We start from the raw sequence: 12,657 nt of genomic DNA, 5'->3' as shown, positions 1-12,657 counted from the left end.
TGAGATGAAGCACCCTTGCCTGTCAAAGCTGCTTCGAGCGCGTTTCAGGCTGGTTTCAGTGGACAAGCTGCGGGCACATGCCGACGGCGTTCGACCAGAGCGTTGAAATGGCGCTAAAGCCATATTGCAGGTGTAACGAAGCTGGCCGGATCACAGCTGTCGCGGCCTGGTGCCACAGAACGGGAGAGTTCATGACATTCAACGCGACCGCGGTTGGTGCCGCACATGAACCAACCCTTCATTGCCCGAATTGCAATCACGAGATCCGGTTGACGGAATCGCTTGCCGCGCCCCTTCTTGCGGAAACACGTCAGAAGTTTCAGGAACAGCTGGCCAGCAAGGATGCGGAAATCGCACGCAAAGCGGAAGTCCTCCGAGCGGAGCGCGAACAGCTCGAAAAGGATCGTGAGCAGGTCGAAGACCAAGTGACGCAAAGATTGGCCACGGAACGCAGCCGGCTCGTCGCCGCGGAAGCCAAAAAAGCCCGGGACGCTGCGGCGGCAGAGCTGCAGGCCCGAACAGATGAAGCGACGGAGCTTCGGCTGGCGCTTGACGCCAACAACGTCAAGCTGGCTGAGGCGCAACAGGCACAGGCTGAACTCATACGCAGGCAGCGGGCTCTCGACGAGGAGAAGCGAGAGTTGGACTTAACAGTTGAGAAGCGGGTCCAGGCCTCGGTCGATCAGATACAGATAAAGGCCAAGCAAGAGGCTGACGAGGCGGCCCGGCTGCGGATCGCGGAGAAAGATCAGACGATTGAATCGATGTCCCGAACGATCGAGGAGTTAAAGCGTAAGGCCGAGCAGGGATCGCAGCAGTCACAGGGCGAGGTCCTGGAACTTGAACTCGAAGGGCTTCTGCGCGGTCGTTTTCCGACTGACTTGGTCGAGCCAGTGGGAAAAGGTGAGCTTGGCGCTGACGTGATTCAGCAAGTCAATGGGTCGCTTGGACAGCCGGCGGGCATTATTCTCTGGGAATCGAAGCGTACAAAAGCTTGGAGCGACGGATGGCTCGGCAAGCTTCGGGACGATCAACGCCGGTGTGCGGCTGATGTTGCTCTCATAGTATCGCAGACACTTCCCAAGCAAGTGGAGCACTTCGACCTCGTCGACGGCGTGTGGGTGACGCACCCCCGCTGTGCACTGCCGGTTGCCGTTGCTCTCCGTCAGGCACTCATTGACATCAGCGGTTCGCGACTCGTCCAGCGGGGCCAGAAAACCAAAATGGAGGAGGTTTATCACTATCTGACGGGCACAAAGTTCAGGCAGCGTGTGGAAGCCGTGGTCGAGAAGTTCAACGACATGCGGGAAGATCTCGACAAAGAACGCAAGTTCCTGGGCCGACAGTGGGCCAAGCGGGAAACCCAGATATTGGCCGTCATCGACTCCACCGTGGGAATGGTGGGAGATCTTCAGGCCATAGCCGGCAAGGCGATGCCGGACATCCCAAGTCTGGACATGCCACTGTTGGAGAATGGAGGCGATCCGGGTCGCAAGGCGGGATGAGAAATGACGGCAAGTCTCGCAGAGCTCATCCCTATCTGCGGCTGGCCAGTCCGGGGTCCGGAAGATCCTACTTTATATCAATCGATTTGACCGTCACACCGGCTCGGTATCAATCGTGACCTTATGCTTTTGGATAGAGAGGTACTTATAAGTGAGCGAGCTTCTTCCGGACTGCTGAAGCTCACGGCACCCTCGATCTAAGCTCCAACATTATTCGATCTTCCCAGGGATTAGCTTGTAAATATGCTCGAACTGGGCGAGCAATCCACTTATAATCGCGTCAAAAGAGTGCGTGGGGGCATTGGTTTTGAGGATTCGGCCGGTAGAGGCCAGATCGCTGTACGATATAATGCAATCGGGTTATTTGACCTATCCATTTGATCCGTCGTGTAGAATATCCGACGCCTCCCATACACGAAACAGCTCATGATCGGACCACACCAGCGATGCTTTCAAGCACGTCAGGTGCCGGGCGAGCACGAGTTGCATGGGGCTTTCTGAGGGCGAATCATGCTGGAGCGGATCCAATCAGAGAACACGGTGAGCGGAGCCATAAAAATCGCTTGCACCGCCGCTGATAACGTCAACGTCGCGTTCTATCAGAACGCCGTGCCCATCATCCGGGATCTCGCGGTCGAAAACGCGCTAGGCAGCGATCTAACGGGAGTTTCAGTCCATCTTACATCGGAGCCGCCATTTCTAACCCCCGGAGTATGGCGCATCGATCGTATTGCGGACCAAACTGTCCACCATATTCGCAGTCTTGATCTGAGGCTTGATCCTGCCTTTCTCGCCGGGATCAACGCCTCACGGCGCGGCGAACTTCGCATCCGGGTCGAAGCGGCGGGGATTGTGCTCGGCGATCACGCCGTCGAAATCAATCTGCTGCCGCCCTCGCACTGGGGCGGCCTCAATTCAGCGCCGGAACTGCTTGCGGCTTTCGTCCGGCCGACCGATCCCTGCATCGATGTCATCCTGCGCGAAGCCTCCAACAAACTTGCGTCCGCCGGTCGCGACGAGGCCCTGGATGGCTACCGCAAGGGGACCAAGGCTCGCGCCTGGGAGATCGCCGAGGCGATCTGGGCGGCGCTGGTGTCACATTCGATCGCCTACGTCTTGCCGCCGAAAAGCTTCGAACGTTCTGGCCAGATGGTCCGTGGCCCTAGCGAAATTCTTTCACGCAAGGTCGGCACCTGCCTCGATCTGACGCTGCTGTACGCGTCGTGCCTCGAACAAGCGGGCCTCAATCCCGTCATTGCCCTCACCGATGGCCATGCATTTGTCGGCATCTGGCTGGTGGACGAGGATTTCTCCGGCCTCGTCGTCGACGATCCCCAGATGTTGCGCAAGCGCGTGCAACTCGAAGAAATGGTCGTGGTCGAGACAACCCTGCTCACGGGTGCGCATCCGGCGCGCTTCAAGCAGGCGGTCGAAGCGGCCAAGAAATTGATTGCTGAGGACGCCACCTCGCCGTTCGAACTCGCCATCGACGTACGTCGGGCGCGAAGTGCCAAGATCCGTCCTCTCGACCTGTCGGGCTCGGCCGAACCGGCAATCCGGCCCGTCACCGACATTGCGACGATCGCGCAGGAAGTTGGCGAAGTTCCGCATTTCGAAGAGGATCTCGACAAGCGTCGTGAGCCGGCACCCGAAAAGAACCTCGACAGGCTCGATATCTGGAAGCGCAACCTACTCGACCTCTCGCTGAAGAACCGGCTGCTCAATTTCAAGGATGCAAAATCGACCATCGCAATCGAGTGCCCTGATTGCGCGTTGCTCGAGGACAGGCTCTCCGATGGCGAGCGCTTCAAACTGCTGGGCAAGACCACGGTGCTCGACGGCAGCGACGGGCGCGATACGACGCTGCTCGCCGACCGCCAGAATGACGACGCACGCAAGGACTTCATCCTGGACGCGATGAAACGGGGCGATCTGCACACAAACGTTGCCGACACCGAACTGGAAAGCCGGCTCACCGATCTCTACCGGGCGTCGCGACTCGCCTTCGAGGAGAGTGGCGCGAACGTCCTCTATCTGTGCCTCGGCTTCCTGAAATGGACGCCGCAGGACGGGGCCGGGCCCTACAGAGCGCCGCTGATCCTGGTACCCGTGCAGCTCGAGCGCAAAAGCGTGCGCTCTGGTTTCCGCCTCGCGCTGCACGAAGACGAAGCGCGCTTCAATCCGACACTCCTGCAGATGCTAAAGCAGGATTTCGATCTGTCGATGCCGGAGTTCGACGGGGAATTGCCGCAGGACGCCTCCGGTATTGACGTCGCCGGGATCTGGAAATCCGTCCGCCGCCACATCAAGAGCATCAAGGGCTGGGAGGTCACCGAGCAGGTTACGCTCTCGACACTCTCCTTCACCAAATATCTGATGTGGAAAGACCTCGTCGACCGTACCGATCTGCTGAAGCGCAACCCGGTGGTGCGGCACCTGATCGATACCCCGACCCACAGCTACGAGGGTTCCGGAGCGGGCTTCATCGACGCGCGAACCATCGACGAAACCGTCGAGCCGGCTGAACTGTTCGCGCCGCTCTCGGCCGATTCCTCGCAGATCGCCGCCGTCGTCGCCGCCCAACGAGGCGCGGACTACGTTCTGTTCGGCCCTCCCGGCACCGGGAAGAGCCAGACCATCGCCAACGCCATCACGAACTGCCTTGCCCACCAGAAGACGGTGCTGTTCGTCTCACAGAAAACTGCAGCGCTCGAAGTCGTCAGGCAGCGCATGCAGGCGATCGGACTCGGCAACTATTGCCTCGAGGTGCACTCGACCAAGGCCCAAAAATCTAGCGTGCTGGAGCAACTCGCGACCGCCTGGCGCGAGCGCAATCACGTCACCGAAGAGCACTGGTCGACCGCCGCTGGCGACCTGAAGACGAAGCGCGATCAGTTGAACAGGCTGGTCTCGGCGCTGCACCGCAGGCGCGCGAACGGCATGACGGCCTACGAGGCTTTCGGACGCGTGGTCGCGGATCGCGACCGCCTCGCCGACATCGAACTGACATGGCCGGCTGGAACGGTACATTCCCCGGAGCAGCTCGCCAGGATGCGTGAGAGCTGCGCGGACATCCGCACCGCATTGGAGGCGGTCGGAGACCCGTCCGTCCATCCGTTGCAGGGTATCGAGCAAACCCGCTGGAATCCAGCCTGGGCGCAATCCTTGCAGCAGGCGATCGATCGGCTGCAGGCCACGCTGCAGCAAATGTGCGAGGCGGCGGACGCGCTCGTCACCTCCCTTGGACTGAACGAGGTCGCCGACGACAGCTCGTTGCCGCAACTCGTCAAGTTGGTTGCGCTGATGCTGAACCCGGACGCCGCAGACGGCGCGCTGCTGCTCGGCGAAGAAGCTCACCATCGTATCCGGGCGCTGATCGCCCTGGCCGACGCGGTCGGCCGCATCCGCGACAAGGCGTCCGAACTGTCGGCCGAATATGATCTCAAGGCGGCGCTCCTCGACTTGCCGACCCTGCAGCGGGAATGGACTGAGGCTTGCGCATCCAATCTGCTGGTGCGCGGCGGCCGCAAGAAAAAGATACGTATCCATCTGCAGCCGTACTGCCCGGGCGAGGTGCCAGACGAGATCGGGCGTGACCTCATTGTCTTGCAAGATCTTTGCGATCTGATTCGCGGACTGGAAGCACTGAGGCCGCATTTCAGCGGTATCGAGCGGTTGTGGCGGGGATTGGATAGCGACCCGGCGCGCATCGCAGCCCTAATCAAATGGGCTCACGACCTGCAAGCTGCCGTCGATGCCTTTCAGATCAACGACGTGCCACCAGAACAGATAACCGCACACGTCACCGCCCTACTCACTCAGGACATCTCACGCTTTCGTCCCGGGGGTCAGGTACGCAGGGCGTTTGACACCATGCAGCAGGCTTTCCCGGCCATGCATCAGGCAGCCAAGGATGTTGGCACGTGGGTTGGCCTCGATCGCCCCGAAGAGATCATCCAGCTGGAGCCAGGCTGGATCAACGAGTTGCAGGAACGGACGGCACGGTGGAAGGCTAACATCATCAAGGCTCCGCAATGGGCGACATGGCGGGCAGCAGCAAATACTGCGCGCGCCGCCGGACTATCGCCGCTCGTGGATGCCGTTGAGGACGGTCGAATTACTCGCGACGAACTCGCCGGCGCGTTCGACTTTGCTTACGCGCGTTGGGTCGCCGAGACCATCGTGAACGAGGACGAGGTGCTAAGCGGCTTCCTGGCCGAGAGGCATGAGGCCCTCATCGAGGCCTTCGTCGCCGCCGACCAGAAGGTCTGCGAGCTCGCCAGGCAGATCGTCAAGGCGCGGATCGGGGCCGCGGTGCCGACACAGACCAATTTCGGCAAGGATCCGGAATGGGGGACGCTAGCGCGTGAGATCAACAAGAAGGCGCGCCACATACCGCTGCGCCAGCTCTTCGGCCGAATCCCGAACGTCATGACTCAGCTTGCGCCGTGCATCATGATGAGCCCGCTTTCGATCGCGCAATACCTTCCGGCGGAAGCGAAACCATTCGACGTCGTGATCTTTGACGAAGCATCGCAAATTCCCGTTTGGGACGCCATTGGCGCCATCGCTCGCGGCAGCCAAGTGATCATCGTCGGCGACCCTGAGCAGCTTCCGCCAACCAGTGTCGGCCAGCGCGGCGTCGAGGATGAGGACGACGGCGGTTCAACAGTTCAGAGCCAGCAGAGCATCCTGGACGAATGTCTCGCCTCGAACATCCCGAGCATGCGGCTCTCGTGGCACTACCGCAGCCGCCACGAGAGCTTGATCGCGTTTTCGAACGCAAAATACTACCGCGGCGAACTGATGACCTTTCCGTCACCGGTAACCCGCGACACCGCGGTTCGCTACGTGCATATCGAGGGCGGCATCTACGAACGCGGCGGTGCCAAGGTGAACCGGAAGGAAGCCGAAGCGGTCGTCGCCGAGGTTGTCCGACGGCTGAAGACATCGTCAAAATCGATCGGGGTGGTCACTTTCAACGGCGACCAGCAGCGCCTGATCGAAAATATGCTCGATCAGGCCCGACGCAGCGATCCCGCCCTGGAGCCCCATTTCGACAAGAACCAAACTCGCGAGCCGATTCTCGTCAAGAACATCGAGAACGTGCAGGGCGACGAGCGTGACGTCATCATCTTTTCGGTCGCAGTCGGTCCGGATAAGACCGGCCGAGTTACCGCGCAAATCTCGTCGCTCAACGGCGAGGGCGGCCACCGCCGACTCAATGTCGCAATCACCCGTGCACGCAGCGAGCTTTTGGTGTTCGCGACACTCCGCCCCGAGCAGATTGACCTAGGGCGCACCAGGGCCAAAGGCGTGATGGACTTCAAGCACTTTCTGGAATTCGCTGAGTACGGCGCACGCGCCATCGCCGAGGCATTCTCGCCGACCGGTCGCGGGACGGATTCGCCGTTTGAGGATGCCGTGATGGACGCGCTGCAAAGGCGGGGGTGGGAAGTCCATCCACAAGTAGGCGTTTCGTTCTTCCGGGTCGACCTCGGCGTCGTGCACCCGGACTTTCCGGGCCGCTATCTCGCTGGCATCGAATGCGACGGCGCCACCTATCACCGCTCGGTTACCGCCCGCGATCGCGACCGCCTCCGCGAGATGGTCCTGACGGACCTCGGTTGGCGTATCTTGCGCATCTGGAGCACCGAGTGGTGGATGGACAGCTCCTCGGCTGCAGAAAAGATCCATACGCGGCTGACAGCCGATCTCGAAGCGGACCGCGCGTCACGCCTATCTGACACTTCCCCGGAGGAGGCCATCGATATTGGTGCGCTTCCGTTCACGGGGGAGATGTCGGTCGGTGCTCAGGATGCCTCGAAAACAGCGAAGGTTGCACCTTCTGACGAGCAGGCGGATCCGGCTCCTGCCGTCGAGAGCGACCCTCCGTACTCGCAGCCGCTTCTCCCTGCTCCTGCAAACGACAGCGAGCCTGACGAGGAGCCGAGGATCTACGCGCGCGGACCAAGGTCGGCTGCCGCCGACCCTGCCGCAATGCCGAGGATGTACACCAAAGCTGACCCCAGCACAGTCGTGGCCCCCGACCGAGAGCGCTTCTACGAGGTTGGCTATCGGGGCAATCTCCGCAACATGATTGACCATGTGATCGAAATCGAAGGACCGATCTATTTCGACGTCTTGATCGACCGTGTCGCACGCGCACACGGCTTCCAACGTTCGGGCGAAACGGTGCAGCGAATTATCCGGGCAGCGCTTGGTCGAGACCGCTTCTCCACAAGCCGGGACGGCGATCGAGAGATCATTTGGCCGCAAAACACGTCGCCCAGCGCTAAGTCGCCCTACCGCGGCGGCGGCGGTCGCGAGCACGGCGATGTGCCGCTGCCCGAACTGGCGGGCCTTGGCGATGTTCTTCGTGCCCAGGGCCTTGAGGAGGATGAAGATCTGATCCGCGGCATGCAGGAACACTTTGGACTCGGCCGGCTCGCAATTTCCACGCGTCACCGCTTCGAGGCGGCAATAGTGTCTGATGAGAACTGACCAAGAGCCGACGCGCCTCGGCAACAACGCACGGACGGACGTCGCGGGATCGAACTTTGCGGCATGGTCCCAAGAACAAAATCGTCGCCCGTTTCATCGCAATCGCTGCTCCCGCATGATCATCGCCAACTTGTGGCGAATGATATCGACCGGCACTTCGCCAAACTGCAAACCGGTCGAAAAGTTGAATTCATCCCGATTCGGCGGAAAGTCTGCGTCATCCATCCAGTCCGAGTAGTCCAACATGGCTCCCGGTAAGTGACCAGCATCAACCAGCCGCTGCCCCCGGATAAGGCCTGTACTCGAAGACACCGCAACGGAACCGCCCCGGCATCCCGTCCGTCGGGTCCCACAGGCGCCTACGGTCCGCCGCAACAACACACTCGAAGCCATTGGGATACCGTTGCGCACAGCAGGAGATCGCTGATCGATTCGGCGTCTAGGCCTCGCCGCCTCGATCTATTCTCCTTCTGACAATTCGGCAACGAGTCTTAAGTTCTCGGCTGGGTCATCTCGGAGCCAATGTCCGATTGCCGTTTGAGACTGCGATGCCGATTTCCTGCGCTTGATGCGAGATCAATGCGACATTGGCGGTACCCGGCTTGAAGGCCGGACCGAATGTTATCAGGAGATCGTGCGTCCGCGTTCGCCCTAGCGATGCCAACGTCGAGCCTTCGCCGGCCGAAAAGCGGACGAGTTTCCATACCGGGTTCGCGGTACCGGAAGTAGTCACCACGAATTTGACGTGGTAGCTCATCACGTCTTGCTTGAACGTATCTCCGGCATCCTTCGGTATCGAAGATGACGGAAGCGCGAGCTCGGACTGGAGCCGATCCCGCAGCCACTCGGAGATTCCCAGGTGACTCTCCAACAAGAACGACGAACCGTGAAACGAAGGTCTGTCTTGATCACAAGTACCGCCGGAGAATTTGCGAAGTTTATCAAGATTCCAATAATTGCCGAACTTATCCTCGCGCGTACCTTGGGATGAGAGTGTACCGCCCAGACCGAGCGATCGCGACTGGCTATCAGATAGAGGATCGATGAATGAAACGCCGGGATTCAATGCCCCCGTTTCATCAACCTGGAGGTCGACGGTAGTCTGAACTCCCCACCGGGCCGGCAGCAACGCGTCGTTATCATGCACGGCCTGAACGATGTCGCAATAGATCTTTTCCCGTATCTTAAATTCAAGATCCCCGCCTGCCGTCAGAACCGGAGTGCGGGACGTCTCCCACGCCTCCTGCATCTGTGGGATGTAAGTCCCGCACCCCGAAAGGGTTACGCACACCGCGGCCGCTGCGGCGGCCGACATATTCGTTCGCTTCATGATCTTCCCTCCGCGTCACTGCTGCTGTTGCGTCTTTTTTAGAGCGTCGAGCAGCGACTGGAGCGGAATACCGTTGATGCTGAAGTTTTCGAAGTGCGAAGCGCACGTCCAAAGACAAGACGTCCGACCGCCTTCCGAGTTTTTCGCGACGTTGCAAGCCGCGCGATCGCAGTTCATTTCCTGCGCCGGAAGAATGTCTTGGCAAATCGGCTCCTTCTGTCTTGGGCAGAGGATCGTTTCGCTGCGAACCGAATTCGCCGCGCAGCACGTCAGAAGCGAAGCGACGAAAAAAGAACGCAACATCCTAGCCCCCATACTAATACAATTACAAATTGTTTCATTACAGCATAACAATCAAGTCGTCGACGCTCCAGTCTAGGTCGACCCATTGCATTTCGTTCGTTGTCTTTGAGGAAGGCCTCCGATCTGGCCAGCGCAGGACCGGGAAGCGTTGGCGAAACTGCAAACTCAAAAGCATGGATTCCAGACCATACACTCTCGGACTTGTCTGGGTCAAAACCTCACAGTCGCAAAAATATCCATCCAAAGGCTCTCTTGGCTTCCTCAAATCGTCTTTTCAGCTTGTCTGAACTGACATCTGATATTCCCGACTAGACCGCGCATTCGTTGAGAGCGAGAAGGTTATCCTTCCAGGTGCCGTCCGCATAGGTCTGCAAGAACTTGTTGCCCGCCGCGCTCGTGCGCACTTGGATCCAAGCGGAGGCAGCGCCTTCCTGCGTGTAAAAGCGATGCTGGTTGGTCTCGATAAGGCGGACGACGTTGGGTACGGTGTCGCGCCAGCGGCCAACCCCGTTCGGATTCGGCCCACCTACATGGGTGATATGCTCATGCGGGCTATTGCGGTGCGGCTTGTTCACGCAGTCGATGCGATAGTCCATGATGCTTACTCTTCCTTGTTTCGAGAGTGCCGCGCCGCCCATTCGTTCGCGCTGCGTCCTGAAGGATAATGTCGCTGCCGAGGGCGGGCGCAAAGTCCATGAGTTTTTCGCAGCGCTCCGAGGAGCGTAGCCATATGGCGATATTTGTGCATGCAAATGGCTTGGCTCTGATGCTCAAATTCTGCGTTCTCATGCCCTTTCTGGAGGGATTTCTTCACTAGTCATCGGATGCACCGACGGCGCTCCATTGATCAACTATTACAGCGACGCCATCCAGCCTGCTTCCGTCAGGTCTGAAGGGGGGTCGAAGCTATTCTTTCGGCCGCAAAACTTCAGAGATAGGACTCGCAGCGTCCGAGCGCCTCAACCTGATGCAGCTCTGGAAGCCGGATTTGGTTCGCATTGCGGAACAAACCGGCGACCCCGTCTTCTTGACGGCACGAAGCGAAAAGTCGAGGTATCGGCCGATCGAGGCACGGGCGTCGGACACGCTGTCGTAGGCACGCAGATAGACCTCCTCATATTTGACGCTGCGCCACAGCCGCTCGACGAGCACGTTGTCGCGCCAGGCGCCCTTGCCGTCCATGCTGATCGCGATGCCGTTGTTGACAAGCACGCCGGTGAACTGCGAGCCCTGATCGGTATTGAAGATCTCCGGCTTGCCGTAACGCGCCAAGGCGTCCCTCCAATGTCTCGACGCAGAACGCCGCCTCCATCGTGATCGACAGCCGCCACGACAGAACCCGGCGGGTCGCCCAGTCCAGCACGACAGCGAGATACACGAAGCCGCGCGCCATCGGGACGTAGGTGATATCCATTGCCCAGACCTGGTTCGGGCGTGTGATCTCATGCCTCGTAGCAGATACGGATAGATCTTGCGCCCAGGCTCAGGCTTGGTGGTGCGCGGACGGCGGTACAGCGCCTCTACCCCCAATCGTGTCGTTCAATCCTCAATCTCCGCATCACGTTTTGAGTTTCTTTTCCAATCGTCTGTCCACGCGTCCGACACTCGAACTGGCCGCAACCTCGATGCGCTCCTGCCCTTATTGGTCACGTCATTGCCTTCTTCCAGTCCACCAAGAAACCAGCAGCGTCCAATTCCTTTGCGAGTTCCTTCTTCCAAGCTCCCCCAGGGTCGTACGCGGTCCACACTACTCCAGCAAAGTCACTCGGTATCTCGACCTCGCCACGCCGCAATGCGCAAACGTTGTTACGTCCTAACTTCGCCATGAAATACCCCAGCTCTAGCAGCACGTTTTGACGCGCCCTTGGTTGTGGGGCCTCCCCCTTCTTTGCACCCTCATCGTCCGGCGTGAGAAGCACAACGGCAAAGCGCACGTCATCGTTAGCTTCTATCTTCTCAATCACGGTGCGATTTCGGCTCGCCTGCTCATTTAGAATTATGGGATCGCAGCCTGCGGCTAACAGAAATCGAGCAACAGATTCTCGCACGGCATCATCATGACCGTGCACAATGAAGACCTTTCGGTTATCAGCATTTGGCGGACGCGTCGAAGTCATTTCGGGCTCAAGCTCCTCTAATTCTTCCGTCAGCGTTTGAACGGCTTGGCGCAGCATCACAAAGACTTCTTGTTTCCCTTTGATCACGTCTTTTCGGTATTGCTCTAGTGTAGTTTCACCGCCCAATGATGGAATGTCTTCAGCCCAATTCACAGTCTTGCGGTATCGGTCGTATTCGACGGTGCCATGGCCAAACGCTCGGGAAAGAGTCTCATCGATCGACGCTTGAAGAGCACTCACAATAGGTGACCATTTTTCGAGATCGTGGGGCTCTAGCTCTTCGACTTCCGAGATGCGTCTTTGAATTCGCTCTATCGCCAAATTCAAACCTTTGCGGTCTAGCACGGGACGTTGCGGAACGATTGTTCCAGTTGCTCCGCGACGCGCCATTCTTTCGTCCTCCCCAAGTCTCCGCTTGCTCGACCTGCGCCGTTCCCAACGGGGGATTCGCATTGCCAGCCGCGGCTGAGTCGCCCTCAACACGTTATGATTGCATCGGATTTATATGCAATAGGCTTATCGGGCGAAGGGCCGCCGTCAACGCACAATAGTGGTCGGGCAACTGACGGGTGCGGCAGCTCCTTCAACAAAGCCAAGATCGAAGCCGACATGTCAGAGCGAAATCTGCACTTCAACGAGACGCGAGCTCCGCCTAACATTCGTCTTTCTAACACGTGACAGGGAATCAGCGACCACGAGGGCGTGGCCAGCTATCGGCATCATCATCCCTGAAAGGGGGCTTTGGTGCTTTTTTGGCTTTCTTCCCAGCAGCCTTTTTCGCCTTCTTTGCGGTCGCTTTCGGGGCGCTCGTGGTCTTCTTGGTCTTCTTGGTCTTCTTGGTCTTCTTGGTCTTCTTGGTCTTCTTGGTCTTCTTGGTCTTCTTGGTCTTCTTGGTCTT

At 59.1% G+C, this 12,657-nt stretch carries 8 protein-coding genes and 1 pseudogene; 2 read left to right on the top strand and 7 right to left on the bottom strand.

Features of this window, described 5'->3' with window-relative positions:
• The first annotated feature begins 191 nt into the window (after positions 1-191).
• A complete protein-coding gene (locus RAD04_RS04625) occupies positions 192-1,505 on the top strand; it encodes a DUF2130 domain-containing protein (protein ID WP_461622829.1) in 1,314 nt (437 codons plus the stop codon).
• Between the two features lie 510 nt (positions 1,506-2,015).
• Positions 2,016-8,009, top strand: coding sequence for a DUF3320 domain-containing protein (locus RAD04_RS04620; protein ID WP_461622828.1), 5,994 nt, complete (start codon positions 2,016-2,018; stop codon positions 8,007-8,009).
• A gap of 93 nt (positions 8,010-8,102) precedes the next feature.
• Here the strand turns inward: RAD04_RS04620 and RAD04_RS04615 are convergent, their stop codons facing one another.
• The 7 genes and pseudogenes from RAD04_RS04615 to RAD04_RS04585 all read right to left on the bottom strand — a co-directional run.
• Positions 8,103-8,255, bottom strand: a complete 153-nt coding sequence (locus RAD04_RS04615; RefSeq protein ID WP_461622827.1) for a hypothetical protein — start codon at positions 8,253-8,255, stop codon at positions 8,103-8,105.
• A gap of 262 nt (positions 8,256-8,517) precedes the next feature.
• Positions 8,518-9,339 carry a hypothetical protein gene (locus RAD04_RS04610; RefSeq protein ID WP_461622826.1) on the bottom strand — a complete coding sequence of 274 codons (822 nt, stop codon included), beginning with the start codon at positions 9,337-9,339 and terminating at the stop codon, positions 8,518-8,520.
• A gap of 15 nt (positions 9,340-9,354) precedes the next feature.
• Positions 9,355-9,642, bottom strand: a complete 288-nt coding sequence (locus tag RAD04_RS04605) for a hypothetical protein (protein ID WP_461622825.1) — start codon at positions 9,640-9,642, stop codon at positions 9,355-9,357.
• A gap of 308 nt (positions 9,643-9,950) precedes the next feature.
• A complete protein-coding gene (locus tag RAD04_RS04600; protein ID WP_461623159.1) occupies positions 9,951-10,241 on the bottom strand; it encodes a DUF3892 domain-containing protein in 291 nt (96 codons plus the stop codon).
• A gap of 445 nt (positions 10,242-10,686) precedes the next feature.
• A pseudogene (locus RAD04_RS04595) lies at positions 10,687-11,175 on the bottom strand (transposase); the annotation flags it as partial.
• A gap of 113 nt (positions 11,176-11,288) precedes the next feature.
• Positions 11,289-12,149, bottom strand: a complete 861-nt coding sequence (locus RAD04_RS04590) for a TIR domain-containing protein (protein WP_461622824.1) — start codon at positions 12,147-12,149, stop codon at positions 11,289-11,291.
• A gap of 295 nt (positions 12,150-12,444) precedes the next feature.
• Positions 12,445-12,657, bottom strand: a 213-nt coding sequence (locus RAD04_RS04585) for a hypothetical protein (protein WP_461622823.1), incomplete at its 5' end; no start/stop codon positions are given.

This window comes from Bradyrhizobium sp. 25ACV, assembly GCF_054863005.1.
Note: the sequence above shows the minus strand (reverse complement) of the source record. Positions and strands in the feature narration are given on the sequence as shown.

Bases quoted from the DNA above. Each gene is read 5' to 3' on its own strand.
- RAD04_RS04625 (WP_461622829.1), top strand. From the start codon at position 192: ATGACATTCAACGCGACCGCGGTTGGTGCCGCACATGAACCAACCCTT.
- RAD04_RS04620 (WP_461622828.1), top strand. From the start codon at position 2,016: ATGCTGGAGCGGATCCAATCAGAGAACACGGTGAGCGGAGCCATAAAA.
- RAD04_RS04615 (WP_461622827.1), bottom strand. From the start codon at position 8,255: ATGTTGGACTACTCGGACTGGATGGATGACGCAGACTTTCCGCCGAAT.
- RAD04_RS04610 (WP_461622826.1), bottom strand. From the start codon at position 9,339: ATGAAGCGAACGAATATGTCGGCCGCCGCAGCGGCCGCGGTGTGCGTA.
- RAD04_RS04605 (WP_461622825.1), bottom strand. From the start codon at position 9,642: ATGTTGCGTTCTTTTTTCGTCGCTTCGCTTCTGACGTGCTGCGCGGCG.
- RAD04_RS04590 (WP_461622824.1), bottom strand. From the start codon at position 12,149: ATGGCGCGTCGCGGAGCAACTGGAACAATCGTTCCGCAACGTCCCGTG.